We start from the raw sequence: 25399 nt of genomic DNA, 5'->3' as shown, positions 1-25399 counted from the left end.
GTTTTCTCCTACTTTGTTAATTTATTATTTGCTTCTAAAATTAATGTCGAAATATCGTCCGTTAAATGTATCGTTCTTTCGCGTATGTTTTGAGGAATTCTATATGCTTTTTTATTTAATGTCATAAATAATGCATCAGGATTTTGCCTTGTCATACGTTGAAAAGGATGCTTCACAAATTGCGGTGTAGTATAGCCAATACCAATTTCTAAATATAAGACTTTGCCTGTCTTATGATTTTCAAGAAACTGATTGTAACGAGATAATTGTGCCTCAAAATCTGCATCTTCTACCATACCGACTTGTGCTTTTCGCTTATTAATTTCCATAGGTGCATCACACTTAGGGCAGTGTGGCACGAGTTCACGCGGTACTTCCATATTTGATTGCGCTTGAATCATTTGACGGATTGCCTCATCGTCTCGGTAGGTTTGGGGATGACAATGTTGACTACACTGCCATAGGATATATTCACCTTGAATATGAAACACTTTGTTCAAATCATATCCTGCTACTGCAAACGCATTATCTGCATTAGTAGTAATAATATGATGCGCTTTGTTTTTTAGTATTTCTTTTAGCGCAACATAAGATGCACCTACTGGTTGATCTAAATAATTCAATGCAACAAATCTACTTTGAAATGCCCAGTATTCTTGCCAACTTTCAAATGTATGCAGACTTGCTTGTAACATATCAAAAAATCCGTATTTTTCTATGAAATCCGGAAAATTTTGAGTAAATCTTTTTCCTATATACGTAAACCCATCTGATGCAGACATACCTGCCCCTATGCCAACAACTATTGCATCCGCTTCATCTATAGCTTGTGCTAATACGTCAGATTGGCAACTTTGATTTGCTGACATGACACGCCATGTTGGTTCAGTCATAACGTTTTAGCTCCTCCTTGTATAATTGTGCATCGGTATCAGTGAACACATTAAAAACTATCTTTATATCATCCAAATGATACTCTTTTTTATAATTTAATACGGTGTTAATGGCTATTTTTGCAGCTTCTGCTTGTGGGAAGCCAAACACACCTGTAGAAATACAGCAAAACGCTATACTTTTTAGTGAATGTTGTTTTGCAATTTCTAAACAACTTCGATATGCGCGCGCCAACAAATCTTTATTCATCTCAGATACTGGCAATTTGCGAACTTGCGGCCCTACTGTATGAATTACATATTGGGCTGGCAAATTATATCCTGATGTTATTTTAGCTTTTCCTATACCTTCTTTTTTCCCTTGTGCTTCCATGATTTCATGACATGCCAAACGTAGCTGTACCCCGGCTTTAGTATGAATGATATTATCAATACAATTATGATTGGCTTCAAAACAACCTAGTAATTGACTGTTTGCTGCATTCACAATCCCATCTACTTTGAGTTGAGTGATATCTCCTTGCCATAAAAATACATCGTCACCAATCATTGGCGACAATGTATCAATATGCGTAACATGTTGACGATTCATCGCTCGTAAATATGCATCTTGCACGTCTAAATAAGTGTCAGCAATGGGTTGGGGTGCTCTTACATTTGTTAGCCCTCTATACATTTCCCAACGCGTTGGTTCATCTTCTGGCAAATTTAAAGTTGCTTCACCGTGTGCTTCACGCCATAAATATTCAATTAAATAAGCTAAGCGTTCTTGTTGTTGCATATATTATGCCTCTGGTAGAGCGTTAAATGCTGCTTCATCAACATTTTCTAATTTAACTAACCAGTTCTCTTCAGGTTTTTCTGAATTCAAAATTGTTGGTTCATCTTCTGCTTTTGTATTTCGTTCTACAATTGTACCAGCTAATGGAGATTGAACATCTAAGACTGTTTTAGAAGCTTCAATACTTACGATTTCATCATCTACTTTTACTTCATCGTCCCCTATAAATTCCACGTAACCAACGGTACCTATATCGTCTTGTAACTCTGGTGTCATACTATAAACATATTGTGCTCCTACTTTTTCTACCCATAAATAATTCGCTAATTTTTTCATCATAAATACTTCCCTTCATTAATATTTTATAAATATATTTCTGCAAGCAATTCAACAGCTCGACAACGTGCTTCAATACTCGGTATCAAAGGTACCACCATGACTTCATCTGCATTAAAATCTTGAATCATACGATCGATTTGTGGCTTCGCACTTTCTTTTGTGCCTACAATGATACGTGCACGACTTTGAGCGATTTGTCGCTCATCTTTCTCTGTACAATGATAAGATTGTGCTGTTTCAGGAGAGGGCATACGCTCAAACTCAGCAAATTGTTCTTTGCCTAATAACCATATATCTAAACTTTGGGCTAAAGTTTCCGCTTCTTCTGCTGAATCAGCCAATGCAATAAAGACAGTAATCATCACAGATGGCACCATATTTAATGACGATGGTTGAAATGCGTCTCTATACATTTTCACACTATCTTTTGCTTTATCTATTGCTTTCGCATTAGGTAATAGAAAAGTACCTAATGTGTACCCCATACCTTGAGCACCTGCCTTTTTAGCTGATGCTACACTGGTACTGAGCAACCACATACTTGGAATAAATGTCGTACTTGGTTGTGCTACAACGCGATGATGCCGTTGCTGCGTCTGTTGCTCTGTTAAATAATGTCTCACATCTTCAATAGACTGCCCGTAGTCTAAAAAATGTGATTTTGTTTCATTCATCGCTGCTTTCACTTGAGCAGTACCTGCATTATTGCCTATACCTAAATCGACACGTTCAGGATGAAGTGCTGCTAACATACGAAAGTTTTCGGCAACTTTATACGGGCTGTAATGAGGTAACATCACCCCACCAGACCCCAGAGCAATGTTCTGTGTTTTATTCAGTATTTGCATCATTAATAATTCAGGACTACTACATGCAAATGCTGGTACATTATGATGTTCTGTTAGCCAAAATCGTTTATAGCCGAGTTTGTCAGCTAATTGTGCTAAATGAACAGTATCTTGTAAAGCTTCTTCGGCAGATTTGCCTTCATCAATCACAGCGTAATCTAACACATTAAATTGAACCACGTGAACTACCACCTCCACCAATCATACATCATACAATATGCTTTGTTAACGATTGCACTTAAAGCGAGTATATTTGAGTATCTTATAACTTTCAGTTAAGATAAATGCAACGCAGTACCACAATACACTTTGCATCATTCAACATACGATACGTCCACTTTAAATTGTCTACACCTTATAGGATAACGGATATAGAGAATTTTTGTTAGATTTTGCTTAAAAATTTTTTACTTTTCCTAGTTTTGACCCTTTTATATTTAAGTGTTACTTTAAAATTAATAATAACAACGAAGATAGAGGTTATAATTATGAATATGAATTACAATACTTTATTAAAGCCACTCACTTTGCCAAATGGTATTGTCTTAAACAACCGTTTTGTTTTATCTCCAATGACAACTAATTCTTCTACACAGGACGGACATATCACAGAGGCAGATATTAACTATGCACGACGTCGTGCACATTCAGCACCACTTCAAGTTACTGGCGCCGCTTATATTGAACCTTATGGACAATTATTTGAATATGGTTTTAGCATTACTGATGATAGTTGTATTCCTGGCTTAACTACTTTAGCCAAAGCCATGAAACAAGACGGAAACAAAGCAATACTACAACTTACGCATGCTGGCCGTTTTTCAAATCAAGCAATTTTAAACTTTGGTCAGGTGTACGGACCAAGTGCAATGACCTTAAACTCACCAATTAAGCATGAAGTTTTATCTATGACTACAGACAAAATCAAATCCGTAATACAACAATACGCAGATGCAACCTCACGCGCAATTAAAGCTGGATTTGACGGTGTTGAAATTTCAGCTGCACAACGCCTATTAATTCAAACATTTTTCTCAACTTTCTCAAATTTAAGGACTGATGCATACGGAAGTCAAAATTTAGAGAATAGATCACGCTTTGAATTAGAAATATTAAAAGCTGTTCAGAATGTTATTGATCAAGAAGCACCCCCACAATTTATTTTAGGTTACCGTGCCACGCCCGAAGAAACACGAGGTAGTGATGTAGGTTACACTGTTGATGAGTTTAACCGTCACTTAGACTGGGTGCTAGAAACTGCCAATATTCAATATTTAGCGATTGCAAGTTGGGGACGTCAAATCTATCAAAACAAAGTACGTTCTGAAGGAAAATATAACGGAGAATATGTCAATGCAGTCGTTTATCAATATCTTAACGGACGCATTCCGCTCATTGCTAGTGGTGGGATTAATTCTCCGGATAGCGCTTTAGACGCCTTACAAAATGCAGATATGGTGGGCATGTCATCACCATTTGTAACTGAACCAGACTTTGTTACCAAATTAAAAGAACAAAGACCAGAAGACATTGATTTGCATATAACCTTGGAAGATATAGATGAATTGGCAATTCCTTATGCTGCTTTTAAAGATATTGTAAAAATGATGGATTACGGTGAAGGATTAAAGAAAGAAACTCGAGATGAATTGCGTAAACTTGAAACAAATTATGATGCAGTAAATTATAAGGAAGTAGATCATGAAAATGAGACTTAAGACTTCCACGATATAAGAACCATGATTCTTAAAGCATATGTACCGTTTTAAAAAGCAGCCGCGAAAATTAGAGTTCTAATTTTTGCGGCTGCTTTTTATCATCATTTTCACAAAATTTATAGAAAAACACTTAATATAAGCCTTTTAATTCATTACTTGTATCGATAAATATATTTTTAACTTGTTGATAATTACTCAATGCTTCTTTATACGTTTCACGACCAATACCAGATTTTTTATAACCACCAAATGGTGCACCTTCTGGCACTTGGTTATACGTATTTATCCAAATTCTTCCTGTTCTGACTGCTTTAGCAATATTCAGTGCGCGTGTAATATCTTGTGAGAATACGCCACCCGCTAAGCCATAGTCAGAATCATTAGCAATTTTAATCGCTTCTTGATCATCTTTTACTTTGATTACTGTTAAAACAGGACCAAAGATTTCTTCTTGGGCCAACTTATTATTATTATCGCTAACCGCAATAAGTGTTGGTTCTATAAAGTAACCTTTATCTAATCCATTTGCGACAATACGTTTACCTCCAGTTAGTACCTCAGCATTAGATTGTTCAGCATAATCAATATAAGACAATATTTTATTCATCTGCTCATCGCTCGTTTGGCTACCCATTTGCGTGTGCGCATCTAATGGATCTCCAACCTTAATATTTGAAAATGCCTCTTTTAATCTAGAAATTAACGCGTCGTATATACCTTCTTGGACTAATAAACGTGAGCCTGCACTACATACTTCACCTTGATTAAATAATATACCGAGTTGGATACCTTCAACAGCTAAGTCTAAATTTGCATCATCTAGAATAATATTTGCACTTTTACCACCAAGTTCTAAAGTAGCAGGGACAATACGTTTTGCACCTGCATCAGCAACTTGATAGCCGACATCTGTTGAACCTGTAAATGATAATTTATCTACACCTTCATGATTAAAAATAGCATTACCTGATTCTGAACCTTTACCAGTTACGATATTAACCACACCTTGTGGCAATACTTCTTGAAAAATCTTACCTGCTTCTAATAAGCTTAACGGCGTTGAAGATGATGGTTGAATAACAATTGTATTCCCTGCCGCAATGGCTGGTGCAATTTTCCATGCTGCTAAGAGCATTGGGAAATTCCAAGCTACTACAGCACCTACAACGCCAATAGGTTCATGCCGTACGATACTCATAGTATCTTTATCAATATCATTCACTGAACCTTCATGTGTTTCAATAACACTTGCAAAATAGTTAAAATGTCTTGCAGCGTACGGTATATCAATTGTTGAGGTTTCACGAATCGGTTTACCATTATTCAACGTTTCCACTGTTGCAAGCTTATCTTTATTTGCCATCAATTTTTCACTAATTTTTCTTAATAAATCCGCACGCTCCGTTTTAGAAGTTAAACTCCATGATTCGAAGGCGCTTTGAGCTGATGATACAGCTTTGTCGATATCCGTTTCGTCAGCTTTGGAAATATTTGAGAGTATCTCCCCTGTGGCTGGGTTAACAACTTCTAATGTTTCTCCACTATTACTTTTTACAAATTCACCATCAATTAACAATCCGTAATTCTCATCAACATAATCTTTTATATTTACTGTCATGACAATCTCTCCTTTGCTTTGACGTTATTGATAATAACTTTATTTAAGTCAATAGTTAACCTAACTTCTCAATTTCATTGTAAACGAATATCGCTGTTTTTTAAAAAATTCCAATCATCACCCATTTTGTTGGGCAAAAGCCTTACCTATAGCATCTAATTTTTCTGGTGCATCATGTACATCCATGTGAACTTCTACAAAATGCATTATGTTAGGGTTTTGATTAATTTCGTCTAATGCCGTTGCCAACGTATTACTTGTTGTAACATCATGTATTTGAACGTCTGTTTCCTTCATACCAAATACGAACGGTAACTGCTTGTAGTTCCACATTTTAATATCGTTGTACAGTGCAGTTTCACCGTGAATTTTACGTTCCACTGTATATCCATCGTTATTGATGACAAAAATTACTGGTTTTAATGCCTCACGTATGATTGTTGATAATGCTTGAACAGTTAGTTGAAGCGAACCATCACCAATCAACAGCACGTTTCTACGTTGTTTGTCCGCAATTTGTGTTCCTAGAGTCGCAGGTAAAGTATAACCGATTGATCCCCATAATGGTTGTCCTATAAATGTATTATCTTTAGAGAAAAGTAAATCATAAGCACCAAAGAATGACGTGCCTTGTTCAGCAAGTATAACGTCTTGAGGCTGAATAAATTGCTGCATTAATTTGAAATATGTTGACTGTTTTAATGGTTCATCACTTAATTCAACCGTTTCGTTAGTTACTTGATAACGTGGATAATTCACGTCAGCTGTATAATCAATATTCAACAAACTATCTAGTAAATCTACGAGTTTTACTTCTTCATCACGTAATTCGTCAACTTTAAAATAATGATGATTCATCATGATTACATTTTCTAAATTAAATCCATAAGAAAATCCAGCAGTAGCAGAATCTGTAAGTTTTGCTCCGATATTTAAAATGACATCACTTTGATCTACATAAGCTTTAATTTGTTCATCTGCAATCTTTCCATCATAAATACCCATATAATATTGATTCTCTTCATTGAAAGCCCCTTTACCTAAGGACAATTGAGCAACTGGTATATGTGTTTGGTTAACAAATTGTTCTAGTTTATCATGCAACGCAAAACTATTGATTTCATGTCCAGCTATAATTAAAGGTTGCTTTGCATTTTTTAATTTGTTTTCTATTATTTCTATATAACTGTCAACATCTTGTTTGGCTGGTGCAGTATATTGGTATGGTGTTTCTACTTCAATATCTACAGCAGCTACATCTATAGGTAAATGTATATGAACGGGACGTTTTTCATTAATTGCTGCATTGATTAATCGAGGAATTTCAGTTTGTGCATTTTCTGGAGTGATATATCCTTGTGCTGTTGTGATATGTTTGTACATTTTACGATAATCATCAAATGTGCCTTCACCTAATGAATGATGTACATATTTACCAGCACGTTCAACTTCACGTGTTGGTGCGCCTGTGATTGCTATGACTGGTACACGTTCTGCATATGCACCTGCAATACCGTTAACCGCACTTAGCTCTCCCACACCAAATGTTGTTACCATTGCACTAATGCCTTTAATTCTTGCATAACCATCTGCTGCGTAACTTGCGTTAAGTTCATTTGTGTTACCAATCCATTCCATATCTTCTCGATTGATAATATCGTCTAAGAATGTAAGATTAAAGTCACCAGGTACACCAAATACTTTATCAACACCAACTGAGCGAATTGCATCCATTAAATATTGTCCTACTCTTTTTTGCATACATCATTTCTCCTTTAATGTGTTTCGTTTTCATTACACATTAAATATAACTTGTTAAATAAATTAGGTCAAGTTTATTGACTTATTTACATAACCAAACAAAGAGGCTTTTTCTAACATCTAGAAAACAAGCCTCTGATATAAACGATTGTATTAAGTAGGTACAATTTTGCTATTCTATTGACATACACATACTTTAAAAATTATTCTTCTCATCTTTCAAATATTTTACTGATTGGAATCCTTCTCTATATGAAGCAAATTCTTCCATAATCGCATACCAATCATTGCCAACTTTTTCTTGAATTTCTTTAAACATATCATTTTGTGTTTTATTTAATTTACGCACTAAGTTGCGGCCTTTTTCTGTTGGATATAACGTTTTAATACGCTTATCTTCTGGTGCCTGTTTTTCTACAATGAATGCTTCATCTCTTAGTTTTTTTAAAGTTGCATGGCTACCTTGCTTAGAAATTTCTAACTTTTTCAATAAATCTTTAATCGAGATGCCAGGGACTTTTTCAATAAAAAATAAAAATCTATGGTGTTGACGATTCAAACCATAATCTTTAATGATTTCATCCGCTGTCGTAATAAATGTTTTATATGCGAAGTAAAATAGCAAATTTTCATAGTCATTATTTTTTATTTCCATAAGTCACTGTCCTTTTAAAATTTTTGGGGAACCTTTAACTCAAAGCTTTAATAAAACGTTGAACACCATCTTTGGCAGTTTGAGGCGCAAGCTACATTCATTCTTAAAAAGCCTCTGCCTTCTTCACCATACTTTGTACCAGGTTCAAGCGCAACTTTGCCTTGTTCTAGTAACTTTCTCATCATTTCTTCTTCAGTTAAACCCGTTTCTCTATAGTCAATCCATAACAAATAGGTTGCTTGAGGCTTTTTAATTTTTATTTGTGGGATGGCTTTAGTAATTTCTGAAATAGCATAATCCATATTTGAAGACACAATATCTATGAGTTCATCAAGCCAATCTTCCCCGTGAGTATAGGCAGATTCTAGTGCAGCTGCACCAAATGGACTAATACGGTTAACGCCTAAACCATGTGCCGCAAAATTTGACTCTAATGCTTGTCTAATATCTTTATTGGGTGAAATAATCAAAGCAGCATGAATACCTGCTAGATTAAATGTTTTTGTAGGTGCAGTGCACGTAATGATTTTTTGTGCTTCTTTTTCAGATGCTAATTTATCAAGCTGGATATGTTGATAATCAGTAAATACCAAATCAGCATGAATTTCATCTGATAGTATTAACACATCATATTTCACACATAATTCAATCACTTTTTCCAAAGTGTCTTTAGACCAAACAATGCCGCCTGGATTATGTGGGTTACATAAGATAAACATTTTTACGCCTTGCTTTAACTTTTCTTCAAAGTCTTCAAAGTCGATTGAGTAATTTCTCTCATCTTCTATCAAAGCACACGTTATTAATTGTCGATTCATACCTGAAGGCAAATTGGAAAAAGGTGGATAAACCGGAGGCGTGATTAAAACACTCTCTTTTGGAGTCGTAAATGTTTCAATAATTGATGCTATCGCAGGAACTACACCTGAATGCGCAAGAATCCAACCTTTCTCAATATGCCAATCATGACGTTTATGAAACCAAGATTGAATCGCTTTTTTGCAGTCTTCATCTAAATAAGAATAGCCAAACACACCGTGATCGACACATTTCTGTAACGCTTCAATCACTGGTTGTGGCGCTTTAAAATCCATATCCGCAATCCACATTGGCAGTACATCTGAAGCATCATCAATATGATACACATCCTCCATCGTATCCCATTTAACTGATCGCGTCTGCTTTCTATTAACAACTTCATTAAAATGATAAATCATTACAACCACTCCTTTACCTTAAAACACATTATTGTTGATTCTTTTTCTCAAAAAAACAATATAACCCAAAATGACATACACAACAGCTAATAACGCAAATATAATTTCACATATCAACATGAATTGTAATAAATTTTGTAATACGCTCGGAAAACGCACATGAATCATAAAATTAAAATAAGCAGTCGCTGTTGTTACCCACGGAAATGTTAAAGCGGCAAATGAAAATTTAAAATTTATAGCCACTAACTTAGGAATAAACATTAATGAGACCATAAAAAGTAGTTGGGATATTATAAAACCACTTACCATTATAATGATGTCATTCGATTTTGCACTAATTAAAAACCCATTAAGACAAAGTGCTGCAGGAGCCGCTATAATGATTGACATTGGAAATTGATTTTCATTATATAAGCGCCAAGTTTTTTTGATTAAAATAATCGCTATTAGTATTATAAAACAAAAGGTTGCTATATATACCGTGAATTCACCTAGGACTGGATTAAATTCTTTTGCAGTTTCAGCTATTACACCTATCCCTACAAATGTTACAAACCAACTCGTATTCGGCAAAACAGTACCTTTGTTATGTAATATTAGATGATAGTAAATAAAACCTGCAATAATGATAAATTGGATGATAATCGTTAACCACCATAACCATAATAGTAAACCAAGATTGACATTCAAGTGATGCTTTATGATGTAAATGATTGTCATTAAAGCCATTGGAAACGTTGGGAAGGTAGCGCAAATATGACGATCACTCAATTCATTATATACTGTATGAGGATACAATATACACTTTTTAATAAATAACACTAAAATGATGCAACTCAATATAAAAAATAACACTGCTAAACCATACCAAGACATATTAAACAGTAAATTACTAAGCGAAGCGATACCTAATGCTAATCCACAAATAGCCGTTGGTAATACTTTAATCAATTTATAAAACATAATTTTAATCCTTTTACAATATTTAGTTATATCATTACTATACTATGCTTAAACTATTTATGTGTAAAATAAGATTATTATTTCGTTACCTTTTTATCATCTTGCCTAATCTTCTGTGCCTTTATTTTTGTATTAATTCAATATATGCACATATTTGAATGTGACATTCATATCGATATATTAATCTTCAATAATATCTAATCCTTTGTCCCTCAACTGCTTTAAACCCTTGAGCATTTGGTTAATATCGTCATCCGAATGTCTTTCCCATACGCTTAATTCCGCGACAATTTTTAGTGGTTCAGTAGAGCGATAAGAAAGCGTTGGATTGCCAGGTAATTTTTTATCTGTGACGTTCGGATCGTCTTCAAATTCTCCCAATGGTTCAACAACATAAATATGCTCTTCTGCCCTATCCTTAGATAAAGCAACTGCAAGTTCAGCTCCCCATTTTGCCGCTTCTAATGTACCTGTGAAATATATATGGTTCATAATTCGATCTTGATAATTCGATTTATATAATGGATGCAGTAAATCACCTATCTCTAATTTAGCTTTTGTACCATGTAAATATAAGTTTTGTCCAAATTGAGCTGTTTCACTGTTCATCGCTTAAGTCCCCCTCATAATCAGTAAGCTGTTCAATTATTATATGCAATATCTATTGGAAAATATAGACTATAATATCTGACACTCGCATCGTATAATTAAAGCAAAGGAGGTTTTATATTTATATTATTTTTTAACAATTGTTGATTATAAAAATAATGTACGACATAGCGCTTGCTTAAACGAAACTTCTGTTACATCTAAATTAAAAACGGAGCTAATCAACTTCAAAAAGTTTTGCAGCACCGTTTTATATATGATAATTATATTAATTTAATCAGCAATAAACCCACTATTTAAATGGACTAACTCATCAGCTTTATCTGTAAACACGCCGTCTACGCCCCAATTGGACAATTGATTTGCCCTCGCTTTACTATTCACCGTCCATACATTTAATTCGTAACCAGCATTTTTAATTGAACGCACGCGTGCTTGAGACAGTTTTGCATCTTCAATATTGACAATCGTTGATTCACAATAGTCTAAAAGTGTTCTCCAATCACCTGTAAATGCTGCTGCTTTAAAAAGAACTGCTCGCTTATATTGTGGCATTAGCTGCTGTGCTAATTTCAATAAAACAATATTAAAACTAGATAATAAAATATCTAAATTTGAATTTAATGTGTTTAATTTTTCAGCAACTTGTTTAATCATACTTTCTGATAACACACTACCATCTTTACCTGTTACACCTTTTAATTCAATATTTAAATTCATTTTATATTTATTAGCTAATGCAACCACCTCATCAAAAGTCGGCAGTTTTTCCTCTGCATATTTAGCATTAAACCAATTGCCAGCAGATGCTTGTTTGATTTCATCATAATTCAATTGTGTAATTTCGCCAATCATATCTGTTGTTCTATCTAAAAAATCATCATGAATAATGACGAGTTGTTCATCTTTTGTTATTGCAACATCAAGCTCAATCCATTTTAATCCAGGCACATGCGCAGCTGCTTCAAATGCTGCCATTGTATTTTCAGGTGCTTTACTTGATAATCCTCTATGAGCATAAACTGTAAACATATCATCTTCCCCTTCAATGTGATTTTAGTGTAATTATGATATGTCATGAACCATAATTCAAATTATCTAAGCTATTATCAGAAAAAACATTTTATAGTCGAAAATCAAACAAAAAAGTCGCCTTCTGTATCCTTAATAGGAGTTCAAAGGCGACCAATAGGTGTCATATATTATGATTTTGAATTTACATATGAAGTTGGATCAACAGAATATCCGTTCCCCACGCCACCTGACATACGTTGGAAATGTAAATGAGGTGCAGTAGAATTTCCTGTACTTCCTGATAAACCAATTTGTTGTCCTTCTTTAACTTCTTGGCCAGATTTAACATTTAAAGAATTCATATGCATATACCATTGATAGTTATCACTGTTTTTCTCTTGGATTGTAACTTGGTTACCACCACCATAGTTACTCCAACCACTTTGAATTACTGTACCATCTGCTAATGAATAAACTGGTGTGTTTTCATCCATTGCGTAGTCAACGCCATAGTGTGCACCACCGCCATGGTAACTACCATAAGGTTGTAATTGACGATTTTTAGTTAACCAATTTGATGAATGTGTACTATTATTACTACTGTTTGATGCTACTTCTGATTGTGTAGCTTTTTGTTGTGGTGCAGCTTGTTGTTGTGGTGTTGAATCATTACTTGATGTAGTGTTTTGTTGCACATTATTCGTACCATTATTTTGTGTGTAACTTGTTTCATAATTGTTATTTGTTGATGCGTTATTTTGTGTATGATTTACATTATTAGAATTACTTTGTGCTGTTTGTCCAGATTCAGTGCCATGGTTCGTTGTTGCACTATTATCAACATCATCGTTTTCTGTTGTTTGGTTGATGTCATAACCTTCTGATTGTACTTCTTCATGACTTTGGTCATCAGTGTAGTTATTATCATCTGAGACATTAACATTATCTACGTTTGAAGCGTTGTTTGAAGTGTTATTAGCACTTTGATTATTCATTGGGAAATAATAGTAATGATAATTCCCCTCATCGTCTATTAAATAGAAATAATATTGTTGTTGATCAAACATAGATTGATCCCAATTTCCATCTAATGTGTGATGATAGTTCCCATTATCATCTTGATCAATATATCCATAATTAAAAATATCACTATAAGACTGATTGCTTGTGTACTGTGTATTAGATTGATTATTTTCTGAAGCGTGTGCTTCACCTTGTGCGATACCAATTGCACCTAAAGATAATGTAGCAATTGTTGCTGTAACCATTTTTTTCATAATTAATAAGTCCTCCCAAAATTTTTACATACATAATAGTATCAGAGAAACTGTATAAAAAGAATAGCAGAAACTGTTTTTTAATTTGTTAGTAATTTATTTGTGATGTAACGTAAATTTTTTGAAAATTCCTAATATGTATTACGATTGTACCTTCAAAATTTCAAAAAAAATAGCGTGTTATGGTATTTCATTTTCTAAAAAGCTTTCCTTATTCTATTACATAGTTAACAATCGAATAAATACATTTTTAAGTACATTTATATACAAGGCTAATAATTATCTAATTAACATTAGCTTGATACAAAAAAACCGAGACATCATTATCTATGTCTCGGATGGTTTAATACTATTTTTTGTCTACTGTATTACTTTCTTATTAATGCTAATATACCGGCTACTAATATTAATATACCTGATAAAATACCAAAAAAGCTTATAAAAATTATATTTAAAATACCACCTATGATTAATAATATTCCTATTAAGACTCTTTTTTTGTTTATAATACAACTAAGAACCAGTGTTATTATACAAGTTATTATAACCGCTACGCCTAATCCAGTTATACTGCCACTATCTGTTGCTCCAAATTCTTTGCCAATACCGTCGACCATTATAGCGAATAAGCCACCTATAATACCAAATATACTTCCTAATATTCCTAAAATCATTTCTGCTACTCTATTTGTTTGTTTTTTTCCAATATACTCATTCATATAAATTACTCCTTTTCTTTTTACTACGCTGCTTCATCTTCAGCAGTTTCATCTTCTTCGCTTTGTTTCATATCTTCTTCATACTCTTTATCTATTTCATCCATTTCTTCTTCATATTCTTTATCTATCTCATCCATTTCCTTTTCGTATGCTTCATCTTGCTTTTTCATTTCTTCTTCAAATGCTTGATCTTCTTCTTCCATCTTTTTATTGTATAATTCATCAACACGTGCTTCTAATTGATCATATTCTATCTCTAATACCTCATGATCAACATGGTCCATTTTTTCACCATCCGTGAGTTCATTATATTCATCAACTAATGTGTTATACATTTCTGCTGGATATGTTATTTCATCGCTTTCATCATCTTCTTTTTCGGTATCAGTTTTTTCAGCATCCGCTGTTTCACTTGTACTTTCATTATCATTACTTGCTGATACAGAATTACTAGTTTGTTGATTACTCGCTTCTTTAATATCTTCTTTCTTTATGTTCCATTTTGCTTTAATATTTTCAAAATTTGGCGTAGCATCCATTTCTAAAGTATATGTATCATTTTCAGGAACGTCATAAGTAATCATACCTGATCCAGTATTTCCTTTGTTCAATTGATGTGAAAACCCTGAGTCTCCTTCACTCTCCCCGTACCATTCTTGATAATTTTCACCGTTCACTTTCATGCTAAAATCAGTCGAATCAACTAATACTTGATCTTCATTATTATTTTTAAATTTCAAATATACTTTTATAACTCTGCCATTTTCAGGTTCACTATATTCATCATAATTATTTACATATTCTACTTTTGCTAATTTCACATCTACACCATCAGCGTCCACTACTTGTCCAATTTTAAAATTCTTCATAGTATTCGTAGCTTTTGACTTATTATCTTCTTTTCTGTCAGATTTTGTTTCCTTACCTTCCGTATTACAACCAGCTAAGATACATATGATTAAAACAGCCAAAAACAATAGTTTTTTCATTTTACCACTTCCTCATTTTACATTTACAGTTAATTTGAATTTTGTTCAACTTTAAAATTATTTTAAACCATACTACATAATCTTATAACATATTTAGTTAAAATCAATCATTTTTTTGAAATTTATGTTAATTTAAAATTTTATTAATGTGCTATCTTAGAAAAACCTATTTTTGTTACAAAAATGTACTTTATGTTTTTAACAAAAAATTCAAGTATAAATAATATATTTTTTATATTATTAATTACATGCTACCATAAAAATATCAACTAATAAGCGGGGCATGACATTGAATAATTTAAAAAAACATTATGTGACAAAAGGTTCGAAAGACTATTTAAAAATCATTATTGCACTTTTCATTTCCGGTTTTACTATCTTTTCTATCTTATATAGTGTTCAACCTTTGATTCCACATTTCACAAAGTCATTTAATATTAGTGAAACTGTTTCAAGTTTAGCTTTATCAGCAGCAACCATTACCTTAGCGATTGCTATGCTATTTTTCGGGGCACTATCCGAAGTGTTAGGCCGTAAACCTATAATGATTTTTTCTGTTCTTTCTGTATCCTTACTCGCCTTAATACAACCATTTTTAACAGATTTCAATACTTTTTTAATTGTGCGATTAATCCAAGGCATATGTCTAGCTGGTTTACCATCAATCGCAATGGCTTATATTGGTGAAGAAATTTCATCACAAAATTTACCTGAGGCGATGGGCATTTATATTAGTGGAAATGCTTTTGGCGGTGCCTTTGGAAGAATATTCACCGGTTTTATTTCAAGTATATATGGATATCAAACTGGCCTAATTTCTATAGGTATAATCAGTCTTATTGCAGCCATTTTATTTACATTTTTATTACCGTCATCTAAACATTTTGAAAAACAGCATTTTTCTGTAAAAACATTATTAATGAGTTATTATAAGCATCTAACAAATATCAGATTGCTCAAACCATTTATGATTGGCTTTCTGCTACTTGGGTGTAACATCGCAGCATTTAACTATATTGGTTTCGTGTTATCAGAAAAACCATATAATTTACATGATAGTATCATTAGTTTTATTTACTTATTGTTTTTAATAGGTATGATTTCCTCAATACTAAACGCAAAATTACGTATGAAATTAGGTACTTTAAATGCCTTGAAATTCAGTGTTTTATTGTTAATTTTCGGTATTAACATCACTTTATTGCCACCGCTAACATTTAAAATTATTGGCTTAGCCTTTAGTGTTTATGCTTTTTTTAGTGGGCATGCAATTGCAAGTGCAGTCGTTACCAGTCGTGCAGAAGACCATAAAGCACAGGCCTCTAGCCTATACTTATTATTTTATTATATGGGCTCTTCTGTAGGTGGTACTTTAGCCGGTGTGTTTTATAACTATATTCAATGGCCTGGTGTAGTTTTAATGATTACTAGTTTTATGGTCATAGCATTCGTTATTGCTCTTACCATTAAGCAAAAATAGGCTTGAAAATCTAAAAGTTTACGATTTCCAAGCCTATTTATATATTCAAATTTTTACTATTGTATTGTTGTTTCCATATTTGCTTCAAATTCATCTAGTAGTTCACGTGCTTCATCAGTCGTATTTGTACTCATCAGTTGATGTCTTAACTCACTTGCACCTCTGATGCCACGCACATATATTTTAAAGAATCTGCGCAAAGGTTTAAATAAGCGTGTTTCTTCTTGTGAATATTTGTCGAACAAATCAAGATGAAGTCTCAACAAGTCTAAAAGTTCTGCACTCGTATGTTCTCTTGGTTCTTTTTCAAAAGCATAAGGATTATGGAAAATCCCACGTCCAATCATGATACCATCGATACCATACTTTTCTGCCAGTTCAAGCCCAGTTTTTCTATCTGGAATATCACCATTTATCGTCAATAATGTATTTGGTGCAATTTCATCACGTAGTTTTTTAATTTCACCGATTAATTCCCAATGGGCGTCTACTTTACTCATCTCTCTACGTGTACGCAGGTGAATTGATAAATTCGCAATATCTTGTTGAAAAACATGTTTCAACCACTTTCTCCATTCATCAATTTCAGAATAACCCAAACGTGTTTTAACACTTACAGGTAACCCTCCTGCTTTAGATGCTTGAATAATTTCAGCTGCAGTTTCAGGACGTAATATTAGTCCTGAACCCTTACCTTTTGTTGCAACATTCGCAACTGGACAACCCATATTCAAATCAATGCCTTTAAATCCCATCTCTGCCATGCCAATACTCATTTCACGAAAATGTTCAGGTTTATCACCCCAAATATGTGCAACGATGGGTTGTTCATCTTCTGTAAAAGTTAAACGGCCACGTACGCTATGTACGCCTTCAGGATGGCAAAAACTTTCCGTATTTGTAAACTCAGTGAAAAAGACATCAGGTCTTCCCGCTTCGTTGACTACATGACGAAAGACTACATCTGTTACATCTTCCATAGGCGCCAAAACAAAAAATGGACGCGGTAATTCACGCCAAAAATTTTCTTTCATATATATTTTAACCTTCTTATCTATTATTATCTCGAATTTTTATCCATGACGATATTACCACAAAAATTGGACTTATACAAAAAGATTATAAACTTCCAAAAGCAACTCGAAAACAGCTTATCTAAAAACTTATTACCTAAATAATCGAATAGTTACGCATTCGAAATAAATCTATTGTCACCTTAAATATTTTCGAAAGCAGTTCAAGTTATACATGCAGAAGGCGATCTATCTCATGATTTTTCTTCACTTTTTAACAAAATTATCAAAGTTATAAGAAAATATTCATTTAATACCTAGTCCGGTAACTATACATACTACTAAATAACCCTACACATAAAATAGCAGCAGCAAAAATCAAGGCTGCATTGAAGTTCCCTGCGCTTCCAATTAATAATCCTGACAATGCAGGTGCAATCATTTGCCCCAAACTGTATATAACAGTCAATATCGCAACTAAGTTCAGCTTACTATTATTTTGATACATTAAAGCTTGTGCTTTGGACATAAATAATGTAGTAAGCCCTAAAAACGTTGAACCAAATAATAATGAACTTAGAATCAAACTCAACATACTTTCTGATAGTATTGGCAAAGTAACACTTATTATTTGTAAAATAAAAGCTAAATAGGTCGCCTTACCATGGCCTAACATATCAGCCAACATAGACCAAAGAATGGTCGATGGTATCGCGCCTAACCCAACAAACATCCAACTTAATGCTGCATAGTCTGATAACGAGGGTATCGATTTAACAATGGCAACCAAAAATGTGCCCGTAATAATATATCCAGCACCTTCGCAAAAATATGCAATGGAAAATCCCCAAATAAATTTTTTCTTCAACTTACTTGATACATTAGATTGACTTTCGTTTGTTTTATGGCTTTCGTGATCAGTACGATCATTTTCACGCATACCAAATATAATAAAAATAGCCATGATTAATGAAAAAATACCGAGCAAAACCCAAGTCGTTTTCCATGTATTCACTGAAGTAAATAAAAAAATAAAGATACTACTTGAAAAAATACCTAAACCTACACCACTATAAAGCAGACCTGATATACGTTCTTTTCGAACCATTTTTAATGCTTCTAACGCAACATTTGATGCTAATACAAAAACAGTACCACTAGACACACCAGAAACAAATCTAAAAATAGCCCATAAGATATAACTATCAAAAATACCCATGAATAGTGTTGAAATAATATTAATCATTAAATATATTTTAAGATCGACTACCTTATTAAATACAATAATCCAAATTGGAATTATTGCGCCAATAAGATACCCTAAATAATTATATGTAGCCAACATACCAGCACTCGGATTGTCCATACTGGTATTAAGCTGCATAAAAGGCATGATGGGCGTATATGCAAAACGTCCAATTGCCATAACAATAAACAAACACAACATACCTAAAACAAGTTGCTTATACGCTTCTTTCATACTTTACACACCTTTCAATAAATTAATTACATTATACACTTTTCATGATATTTACAAATACTTTTTCATTAGCAATCAATAATATTATCTTCAACCCCTTTTAATTTTGAAATAGTAAGTATAGAATAGGCATTATTATTATTTTGAATTTTCAGATTTTTATTAGGGGGATTGTTATGCAACAACAAAATATACTTTGGAAAGATTGGAGATTACATGGCATTGTCCTAATCATTATGATCATTTCTGAAGTGATTGGGGCACATAAAATTCCATTAGGTATAACTTCAATCCTATTGTTACCAGTAGTTTACGCAGTATTACTTGGTTTGGGAGTATATTTCACACCTATTATAGGTAAAAGACAAGCTAAGCACTCTGAACCAATGGTCTTTATTTCTGTAGCATTACTCATAGCAAAATTCGGGGTAGAGGCTGGACCTGCCCTTCCTAAAATTATTGCAGCTGGACCCGCTTTAATACTTCAAGAAGCCGGAAATTTAGCTACTATTATTATTTCATTACCGCTAGCTATACTTTTAGGTTTACGTAGAGAATCTATAGGCATGACACATTCAATAGGTAGAGAACCAAATTTAGCACTTATTACTGAAAAATATGGTATTACCTCTCCTGAATGGCGAGGAGTCATGTCCATGTATATATTTGGAACGATATTTGGGGCAATATTTTTTAGCATTTTCTCCGGCATACTAATCTCTATTTTACCTTTTAGCCCATTAGCATTTGCAATGGCAACAGGTGTAGGAAGTGGTGTGATGACTGCTGCTGCACTAGGTCCCTTAGTTGAAATGTATCCTGACCAAGCTAGTACAATTACAGCATTCTCTGGTGTGAGTAATTTACTTACATCTGTCACAGGGCTTTATGTGGGTATATTAATTGCTTTGCCATTAACTCGAAAATATTACAGCTTTATTATGCATATTAAATCAAAATTCACAAAAGATAAGGAGCAATGAGTATGAATTCAAAAGTTACAAACTGGATACTCACATTATGTGTGGTAGGCATTATTTCACTTTTTAGTAATTGGATTGGTTACAGTGTTATGCCAATAGAAGCTTTACCAGGCATTCTTACATTAATGGGCATTGCATTAATCGGTTTAATCTTACGTGATATTGTTCCTTTAAATATACCTAGTATTGCTTATATTGGTATAATCGGACTCATCATTACAATACCAGGCATCCCTGGATCATCACACATTGTTGAATGGACTGAAAAAGTAGATCTATTGTCATTAGCTACACCAGTGGTTGCATATGCAGGTGTTTCTATAGGAAATTCGTGGGCCGATTTTGCTAAGTTAGGTTGGAAAACAATTGTCGTAGGAACTGTAATATTGCTCAGTACATACGTAGGTTCTGCCCTTGTAGCAGAAATTGTTTTAAGCATTCAAGGTTTAGCATAATCTACACATAATTATCCCCGTACAAACAATTCAATCTATCGTTTGTACGGGGACAATTAAAGTCAGAAAATACTTTAAATATAATAAATGAATACTATAAAGTTCAATAAAAAAAGTACAATAGCTGGAATCGCTTTTTTAACTGGATCCTTGCCTAAGAAAATCAATGAAATTGCACCAACAAACATCGTTGCACCTAGTAATATACTTGATAATAAAGCAATTACATTATACAACACACCTATCAACATCCCCAGACCACCTACAAATTCAAAAATTCCTGTAATTTGATTAAAAATAGGTGGGTAACCAAGACGCGCAAAATCTTGTTTCATTGCACCAGATAGAATTTTTGATCCTGTCATGATAAAAAATATCCCCAAAATTATTTGCAATATAATGATAATAATACTCATTTTAACGACCCCTTTTCATTTTTATCTTAGTCATACGCTAGCAAACCAGAAATCATATAAGGCGTAATGCGTTTAATATAATTTTCAGGTAACATCTCACTATCCTTTTGGTACCATGTTTCAGCTGCTTTATAGATACTTGCACTTATCATGTTTGCAGCCAATTGTCGTGTACTATCTTCTTCAAAGTCAATATCATTCAACAATTTATACAATACATTTGCAATATGTTCTTGAACAATATGGTCTATTGTCTCAGGATAACTCCTATGACATCTTCTATTTAAAGACAATTGAAACTCTGCCACTACTTTAAAAATGTCGACAATTGTATTTTCACTCATTGGTTTATATTCAAAATATTCATAATTTAAATTAATTAATAGTTCCTCAGCAAGCGCTTTTTCTAACAAATCATAGATATCACTGAAATGATAATAAAACGTAGCTCTATTGATAAGTGCCTCTTGTGTAATATCTTTTACAGTTATACTTTTAAAATCTTTAACACCAGACAATTTGATAAAAGCTTGCATGATAGATTTTCTCGTTTTAATGACGCGCAAGTCTGATTTTGATTGTACCATTCGACTCCCTCATTTTCTCCCAACATTTAATTCTGGATGTTGAATATTCAACATTTTCTACAATTTGTTGGTACTTATTATTCATATTACTACTTATCATAAGAGTATATCAATTTAATTAAACTACGGAGGTACAATTATGGAAAAAAATATGGTATGTGATATGTATTCGGGTGTTTGCAAACCGAGTGAAGAAAATGAAGTAGAAAACATAAACTTGAACAACCAAAGTCCTAATTTAACTTTATATTATATAACTGATCCTATGTGTTCACATTGTTGGGCTTTCGAACCAATTTTAAATAAACTGTTAGTTCAGTACGGTCATTTGTTTAATTTTCAAATGATTATGGGTGGTCTTTTAGAAGCTTGGGGGGATGGTCCTATTGATCCTGCTAATGGCATTTATAAACCAGCTGATGTGACACCACATTGGCAAGAAGTAGGTCAATATTCACGCATGCCTATCGATGGTACAGTTATGGAATTAGATCCTGTGCAATCTTCATACCCAGCATCTCGATTGTATAAAACGATTCAGCAATTAGATTCCCCGACTTCTGCTATTGAATTTATTAGATTAGTGAGGGAAGCTGTTTTCGTCTTTAACCAAAATATTTCTGATAACAAAATACTTAAATCAATTGTACAAACTTTATATAAAAACAATAAAACAATAAATATTGAAACTATTTTTGATTTAGCAAATAGTACGCAAGGCCAGCAACTACTTTCAAACGATTTTAACTTAGTACGAGAATTAGGTGTCAGAGGTTTCCCTACAGTTGTCATAGTAAATCATGATAACCAAGGTACCAAAATTGTAGGTGCTAGAGATTTAAATGTTTATATAGATACACTTAAAAAACTTAACAATAATGGAAAAACCGTTTCAAAACCATTGCCAGATTTAGAATTATATTTAAAAAAACAACATCGTTTATTTTCTAAAGAAATTGAAATTATGTATGATATTGCGCAAGGCGAAGTACCAAATTTCGTTGAACAAAATTTGAGTCCTTCAGTTTACACAGCCAAAAATATCCTTGGTGAAAATTATTATGAATTTATTTTATCGTAATATATGACAATCTAACTGACATTGTGAGCGAAATGGCTTACGTTCATCAAACACTATATGTACTTGTTCAATGCAGGTGAAATTCAATCAATTTATCAAATATGTTTATATAAAGTGTCACTTTATTGCATTTATATTCTTACTCATGTCGTTTTATATTTTTTCAAATATTCATTGTAATTAAAAGTTTCTATACTATTAGTTACAATGATATTTTTATTTAGCTGCGCTTCTAAATACCTACTTACTTCACAAACTGCATTTATTTTTATTGATTCTATGTCATTCATTTCTATTACTACAAAGTCTATTTCTTTAACACTATGATTCGTTTGAGAAAGTATACTATAGATGTGTTGTAACAATCCTTCATTATATTTGGTTTTAGAAATTGCTGCTACTTTTGAATTGATTGGTTCTTGATTTCTATTACGTAAGTAAAATAGTGTGTTACCTCTGCTATATTGAACGATGATATACATACAGAAACCCCATTTTATTATTTAATAACCTGTAATTACTATATACACATTACGTACAATTAATAAACAATTTTTAATTAATCAAACTCTATTCATTAAAATATAATTTGAACAATAATTAAAAAAGAATTTAGGACATAAATCTCAGAAAAATAGCACTCAGATAATCAAATTCATCTGAGTGCTTCCTTTTAATTCAATAATTCGTATTGTTGGCTCGCTTTCTTAGGGACAGCTTCAGCCTGTAGTGTTCAGCTTGTCCTTTTCCTTCAAGAGTCTCGCCAAAATACTCGTCTCATTTATCCAAGAACTTTATATCTCAAGCTCTTCTTTAGTTTAAATTATTTTTATATTTTATTAACTACTTATCTTCTTCGTTTTTTCTACGACGCTTGATAAATAACAATAATGCTCCCAAGCCTGCAAATAATGAACCAAATAAAGTACCTTTATTAACTTCGTCTTTTCCTGTTTCAGGTAATTCAGATTTATTATCGTTGTTTTTTCTAGAGTTGTCAGAACGCATATTTACTATTTCTGAATTATTATTTTGTTTTATTTCAGAACTACGGTCGTTATTAGATGGTTGACTTATATTTGAAATTTCTGCTGAGTCTGGTTTTTGAGTATTTGAGTTTCCTCCATTGCCTGGATCTTCTCCATTACCTGGATCTTCTCCATTACCTGGATCTTCTCCATTGCCTGGGTCTTCTCCATTACCTGGGTCTTCTCCATTGCCTGGGTCTTCTCCATTACCTGGATCTTCTCCATTACCTGGATCTTCTCCATTACCTGGATCTTCTCCATTGCCTGGGTCTTCTCCATTACCTGGGTCTTCTCCATTGCCTGGATCTTCTCCATTACCTGGATCTTCTCCATTACCTGGATCTTCTCCATTGCCTGGGTCTTCTCCATTGCCTGGGTCTTCTCCATTACCTGGATCTTCTCCATTACCTGGATCTTCTCCATTACCTGGATCTTCTCCATTACCTGGATCTTCGCCCGAAGTACTTACTATAACAATATTTGGTTTAGATATATTACCATTTTCATCTTCAGCTGTAACTTGTAATTTTTCTCCACCTTCTAAATCTACATCTGATGGAATTTCAATCGTATAATTGCCTTGGTCATCAGCTGTGCCTGTTGCCGTTGTGCCATCTGGGAATGTCACTGTAACCGTTGAGCCTGGCTCTGCTGTGCCACCAATTGTTGTATCTCCACTTGTCACTTCGTTCACTATTGGCGTCTCTGGTGCCGTTGTGTCTTTAACTGTTGTTGTCGCTTCTTCTGATTTGTTGCCATCTTTATCTGTTGCTAAAACTTTGATTAGCTCTCCACCCTCTAAATCTACATTTGATGGAATTTCAACTGTATAGTTGCCTTGATCATCGGCTGTGCCTGTTGCTGTTTTACCATCTGGGAACGTCACTGTAACCGTTGAGCCTGGCTCTGCTGTGCCACCAATCGTTGTATCTTCACTTGTTACTTCTTTCACCGTTGGTGCTGATGGCGCCGTTGTGTCTTTAACTGTTGTTGTCGCTTCTTTTGATGTGTTGCCATCTTTATCTGCCGCTGTTACGACAATGTTTTCTCCGCCTTTTAGGTCAATATTTGTTGGAATTTCGATTGTATAGTTACCTTGATCATCGGCTGTGCCTGTTGCCGTTGTTCCGTCTGGGAATGTCACTGTAACCGTTGAGCCTGGTTCGGCTGTGCCACCAATTGTTGTATCTTCGCTTGTTACTCCGTTCACCGTTGGTGCTGATGGCGCTGTTGTGTCTTTAACTGTTGTCGTCGCTTCTTCTGATTTGTTGCCATCTTTATCTGTTGCTACAACTTTGATTGGTTCTCCACCTTCTAAATCTACATCTGATGGAATTTCAATCGTATAGTTGCCTTCACTGTCTGCAGTACCTGTTGCTGTTTTACCATCTGGGAATGTCACTGTAACCGTTGAGCCTGGTTCGGCTGTACCACCAATTGTTGTATCTTCACTTGTCACTCCGTTCACCGTC

The 25399-nt window shown here is 33.7% G+C and carries 25 protein-coding genes; 5 read left to right on the top strand and 20 right to left on the bottom strand.

Going from position 1 to position 25399, the window contains the following annotated elements; all coding sequences use genetic code 11:
* Nucleotides 1-8: 8 nt before the first annotated feature.
* From AB1J10_RS08635 to AB1J10_RS08620, 4 genes are read right to left on the bottom strand one after another with little or no spacing between them, the layout of a single operon-like run.
* Complete coding sequence (locus tag AB1J10_RS08635; RefSeq protein ID WP_046206598.1) at nucleotides 9-893, bottom strand: SIR2 family NAD-dependent protein deacylase; 885 nt, start codon at nucleotides 891-893, stop codon at nucleotides 9-11.
* Nucleotides 886-1674: a protein-ADP-ribose hydrolase gene (locus tag AB1J10_RS08630; protein WP_105873967.1), complete on the bottom strand. Its 789-nt coding sequence runs from the start codon at nucleotides 1672-1674 to the stop codon at nucleotides 886-888. The genes AB1J10_RS08635 and AB1J10_RS08630 overlap by 8 nt, the downstream gene beginning before the upstream one ends.
* A 3-nt stretch (nucleotides 1675-1677) precedes the next feature.
* A complete protein-coding gene (locus AB1J10_RS08625) occupies nucleotides 1678-2010 on the bottom strand; it encodes a glycine cleavage system protein H (protein WP_046206596.1) in 333 nt (110 codons plus the stop codon).
* Nucleotides 2011-2036: 26 nt separating this feature from the next.
* A complete protein-coding gene (locus AB1J10_RS08620) occupies nucleotides 2037-3041 on the bottom strand; it encodes an LLM class flavin-dependent oxidoreductase (protein WP_064209145.1) in 1005 nt (334 codons plus the stop codon).
* 308 nt (nucleotides 3042-3349) lie between these two features.
* Between AB1J10_RS08620 and AB1J10_RS08615 the strand changes: the two genes are divergently transcribed.
* Nucleotides 3350-4579 carry an NADH-dependent flavin oxidoreductase gene (locus AB1J10_RS08615; RefSeq protein WP_046206594.1) on the top strand — a complete coding sequence of 410 codons (1230 nt, stop codon included), beginning with the start codon at nucleotides 3350-3352 and terminating at the stop codon, nucleotides 4577-4579.
* Between the two features lie 130 nt (nucleotides 4580-4709).
* Here AB1J10_RS08615 and AB1J10_RS08610 read toward each other — a convergent pair whose 3' ends face one another.
* The 10 genes from AB1J10_RS08610 to AB1J10_RS08565 all read right to left on the bottom strand — a co-directional run bounded on the left by AB1J10_RS08610 (nucleotide 4710) and on the right by AB1J10_RS08565 (nucleotide 15404).
* Complete coding sequence (locus tag AB1J10_RS08610; protein ID WP_046206593.1) at nucleotides 4710-6197, bottom strand: aldehyde dehydrogenase family protein; 1488 nt, start codon at nucleotides 6195-6197, stop codon at nucleotides 4710-4712.
* 117 nt (nucleotides 6198-6314) lie between these two features.
* Nucleotides 6315-7958 carry an alpha-keto acid decarboxylase family protein gene (locus AB1J10_RS08605; RefSeq protein ID WP_064209144.1) on the bottom strand — a complete coding sequence of 548 codons (1644 nt, stop codon included), beginning with the start codon at nucleotides 7956-7958 and terminating at the stop codon, nucleotides 6315-6317.
* 196 nt (nucleotides 7959-8154) lie between these two features.
* Nucleotides 8155-8613, bottom strand: a complete 459-nt coding sequence (locus AB1J10_RS08600) for a MarR family winged helix-turn-helix transcriptional regulator (RefSeq protein WP_210128293.1) — start codon at nucleotides 8611-8613, stop codon at nucleotides 8155-8157.
* A 47-nt stretch (nucleotides 8614-8660) separates the two neighbouring features.
* Nucleotides 8661-9830, bottom strand: coding sequence for a MalY/PatB family protein (locus AB1J10_RS08595; protein ID WP_369003098.1), 1170 nt, complete (start codon nucleotides 9828-9830; stop codon nucleotides 8661-8663).
* Nucleotides 9831-9848: 18 nt separating this feature from the next.
* Nucleotides 9849-10796: a permease gene (locus tag AB1J10_RS08590; protein WP_070037086.1), complete on the bottom strand. Its 948-nt coding sequence runs from the start codon at nucleotides 10794-10796 to the stop codon at nucleotides 9849-9851.
* A gap of 180 nt (nucleotides 10797-10976) precedes the next feature.
* A complete protein-coding gene (arr, locus tag AB1J10_RS08585; protein ID WP_064209140.1) occupies nucleotides 10977-11405 on the bottom strand; it encodes an NAD(+)--rifampin ADP-ribosyltransferase in 429 nt (142 codons plus the stop codon).
* A 273-nt stretch (nucleotides 11406-11678) separates the two neighbouring features.
* Nucleotides 11679-12437, bottom strand: coding sequence for a glycerophosphoryl diester phosphodiesterase (locus AB1J10_RS08580; protein WP_105873963.1), 759 nt, complete (start codon nucleotides 12435-12437; stop codon nucleotides 11679-11681).
* A 170-nt stretch (nucleotides 12438-12607) separates the two neighbouring features.
* Nucleotides 12608-13696 (bottom strand): M23 family metallopeptidase, encoded by a 1089-nt coding sequence (locus AB1J10_RS08575; RefSeq protein ID WP_308889616.1) that lies wholly within the window; start codon nucleotides 13694-13696, stop codon nucleotides 12608-12610.
* Nucleotides 13697-14064: 368 nt separating this feature from the next.
* Entirely contained in the window at nucleotides 14065-14415 is a 351-nt protein-coding gene (locus AB1J10_RS08570; protein ID WP_046206585.1) for a DUF4064 domain-containing protein, read from the bottom strand.
* A gap of 23 nt (nucleotides 14416-14438) precedes the next feature.
* On the bottom strand, nucleotides 14439-15404 hold the full coding sequence (locus AB1J10_RS08565) for a DUF4352 domain-containing protein (protein ID WP_052722077.1): 966 nt from the start codon (nucleotides 15402-15404) through the stop codon (nucleotides 14439-14441).
* A 289-nt stretch (nucleotides 15405-15693) separates the two neighbouring features.
* Between AB1J10_RS08565 and AB1J10_RS08560 the strand changes: the two genes are divergently transcribed.
* Complete coding sequence (locus AB1J10_RS08560; RefSeq protein ID WP_308889619.1) at nucleotides 15694-16884, top strand: MFS transporter; 1191 nt, start codon at nucleotides 15694-15696, stop codon at nucleotides 16882-16884.
* Between the two features lie 56 nt (nucleotides 16885-16940).
* On the opposite strand, the gene AB1J10_RS08555 is transcribed toward AB1J10_RS08560, so the two are convergent.
* Both AB1J10_RS08555 and AB1J10_RS08550 read right to left on the bottom strand, forming a co-directional pair.
* Nucleotides 16941-17918, bottom strand: coding sequence for a tRNA dihydrouridine synthase (locus AB1J10_RS08555; protein WP_308889621.1), 978 nt, complete (start codon nucleotides 17916-17918; stop codon nucleotides 16941-16943).
* A 289-nt stretch (nucleotides 17919-18207) separates the two neighbouring features.
* Nucleotides 18208-19377 (bottom strand): YbfB/YjiJ family MFS transporter, encoded by a 1170-nt coding sequence (locus AB1J10_RS08550; RefSeq protein ID WP_070037070.1) that lies wholly within the window; start codon nucleotides 19375-19377, stop codon nucleotides 18208-18210.
* Between the two features lie 176 nt (nucleotides 19378-19553).
* Between AB1J10_RS08550 and AB1J10_RS08545 the strand changes: the two genes are divergently transcribed.
* Both AB1J10_RS08545 and AB1J10_RS08540 read left to right on the top strand, forming a co-directional pair.
* Nucleotides 19554-20360, top strand: a complete 807-nt coding sequence (locus AB1J10_RS08545; protein WP_064209135.1) for a DUF3100 domain-containing protein — start codon at nucleotides 19554-19556, stop codon at nucleotides 20358-20360.
* A gap of 2 nt (nucleotides 20361-20362) precedes the next feature.
* Nucleotides 20363-20815 carry a hypothetical protein gene (locus AB1J10_RS08540; protein ID WP_064209134.1) on the top strand — a complete coding sequence of 151 codons (453 nt, stop codon included), beginning with the start codon at nucleotides 20363-20365 and terminating at the stop codon, nucleotides 20813-20815.
* A 74-nt stretch (nucleotides 20816-20889) separates the two neighbouring features.
* Here AB1J10_RS08540 and AB1J10_RS08535 read toward each other — a convergent pair whose 3' ends face one another.
* On the bottom strand, nucleotides 20890-21231 hold the full coding sequence (locus AB1J10_RS08535) for a DoxX family protein (protein ID WP_046206579.1): 342 nt from the start codon (nucleotides 21229-21231) through the stop codon (nucleotides 20890-20892).
* A gap of 26 nt (nucleotides 21232-21257) precedes the next feature.
* The gene (locus AB1J10_RS08530) at nucleotides 21258-21818 is read right to left on the bottom strand and encodes a TetR family transcriptional regulator (protein ID WP_046206578.1); all 561 of its coding nucleotides are present in this window, start codon (nucleotides 21816-21818) and stop codon (nucleotides 21258-21260) included.
* Nucleotides 21819-21957: 139 nt separating this feature from the next.
* Here AB1J10_RS08530 and AB1J10_RS08525 point away from each other — a divergent pair, with 139 nt between their 5' ends.
* Nucleotides 21958-22899: a DsbA family protein gene (locus AB1J10_RS08525; RefSeq protein ID WP_308889627.1), complete on the top strand. Its 942-nt coding sequence runs from the start codon at nucleotides 21958-21960 to the stop codon at nucleotides 22897-22899.
* Nucleotides 22900-23042: 143 nt separating this feature from the next.
* Here AB1J10_RS08525 and AB1J10_RS08520 read toward each other — a convergent pair whose 3' ends face one another.
* Both AB1J10_RS08520 and AB1J10_RS08515 read right to left on the bottom strand, forming a co-directional pair.
* Nucleotides 23043-23381: a hypothetical protein gene (locus tag AB1J10_RS08520; protein WP_070658093.1), complete on the bottom strand. Its 339-nt coding sequence runs from the start codon at nucleotides 23379-23381 to the stop codon at nucleotides 23043-23045.
* Between the two features lie 361 nt (nucleotides 23382-23742).
* Nucleotides 23743-25399 (bottom strand): Ig-like domain-containing protein (locus AB1J10_RS08515; protein ID WP_369003097.1); only part of this gene is annotated, 1657 nt, incomplete at its 5' end.

This window comes from Staphylococcus cohnii species complex 1663 (genome assembly GCF_041008415.1).
GTDB lineage: Bacteria > Bacillota > Bacilli > Staphylococcales > Staphylococcaceae > Staphylococcus > Staphylococcus ureilyticus.
The sequence above is the reverse complement of the archived record's forward strand: the minus strand, read 5'-3'. Positions and strand labels throughout refer to the sequence as shown.

Coding starts and splice junctions, on each gene's coding strand:
- AB1J10_RS08595 (WP_369003098.1), bottom strand. CDS start 9,830: ATGATTTATCATTTTAATGAAGTTGTTAATAGAAAGCAGACGCGATCA.
- AB1J10_RS08530 (WP_046206578.1), bottom strand. CDS start 21,818: ATGGTACAATCAAAATCAGACTTGCGCGTCATTAAAACGAGAAAATCT.
- AB1J10_RS08540 (WP_064209134.1), top strand. CDS start 20,363: ATGAATTCAAAAGTTACAAACTGGATACTCACATTATGTGTGGTAGGC.
- AB1J10_RS08570 (WP_046206585.1), bottom strand. CDS start 14,415: ATGAATGAGTATATTGGAAAAAAACAAACAAATAGAGTAGCAGAAATG.
- AB1J10_RS08630 (WP_105873967.1), bottom strand. CDS start 1,674: ATGCAACAACAAGAACGCTTAGCTTATTTAATTGAATATTTATGGCGT.
- AB1J10_RS08615 (WP_046206594.1), top strand. CDS start 3,350: ATGAATATGAATTACAATACTTTATTAAAGCCACTCACTTTGCCAAAT.
- AB1J10_RS08535 (WP_046206579.1), bottom strand. CDS start 21,231: ATGAGTATTATTATCATTATATTGCAAATAATTTTGGGGATATTTTTT.
- AB1J10_RS08610 (WP_046206593.1), bottom strand. CDS start 6,197: ATGACAGTAAATATAAAAGATTATGTTGATGAGAATTACGGATTGTTA.
- AB1J10_RS08600 (WP_210128293.1), bottom strand. CDS start 8,613: ATGGAAATAAAAAATAATGACTATGAAAATTTGCTATTTTACTTCGCA.
- AB1J10_RS08545 (WP_064209135.1), top strand. CDS start 19,554: ATGCAACAACAAAATATACTTTGGAAAGATTGGAGATTACATGGCATT.
- AB1J10_RS08575 (WP_308889616.1), bottom strand. CDS start 13,696: ATGAAAAAAATGGTTACAGCAACAATTGCTACATTATCTTTAGGTGCA.
- arr (WP_064209140.1), bottom strand. CDS start 11,405: ATGAACAGTGAAACAGCTCAATTTGGACAAAACTTATATTTACATGGT.
- AB1J10_RS08635 (WP_046206598.1), bottom strand. CDS start 893: ATGACTGAACCAACATGGCGTGTCATGTCAGCAAATCAAAGTTGCCAA.
- AB1J10_RS08565 (WP_052722077.1), bottom strand. CDS start 15,404: ATGAAAAAACTATTGTTTTTGGCTGTTTTAATCATATGTATCTTAGCT.
- AB1J10_RS08590 (WP_070037086.1), bottom strand. CDS start 10,796: ATGTTTTATAAATTGATTAAAGTATTACCAACGGCTATTTGTGGATTA.
- AB1J10_RS08525 (WP_308889627.1), top strand. CDS start 21,958: ATGGAAAAAAATATGGTATGTGATATGTATTCGGGTGTTTGCAAACCG.
- AB1J10_RS08625 (WP_046206596.1), bottom strand. CDS start 2,010: ATGAAAAAATTAGCGAATTATTTATGGGTAGAAAAAGTAGGAGCACAA.
- AB1J10_RS08605 (WP_064209144.1), bottom strand. CDS start 7,958: ATGCAAAAAAGAGTAGGACAATATTTAATGGATGCAATTCGCTCAGTT.
- AB1J10_RS08555 (WP_308889621.1), bottom strand. CDS start 17,918: ATGAAAGAAAATTTTTGGCGTGAATTACCGCGTCCATTTTTTGTTTTG.
- AB1J10_RS08580 (WP_105873963.1), bottom strand. CDS start 12,437: ATGTTTACAGTTTATGCTCATAGAGGATTATCAAGTAAAGCACCTGAA.
- AB1J10_RS08520 (WP_070658093.1), bottom strand. CDS start 23,381: ATGTATATCATCGTTCAATATAGCAGAGGTAACACACTATTTTACTTA.
- AB1J10_RS08550 (WP_070037070.1), bottom strand. CDS start 19,377: ATGAAAGAAGCGTATAAGCAACTTGTTTTAGGTATGTTGTGTTTGTTT.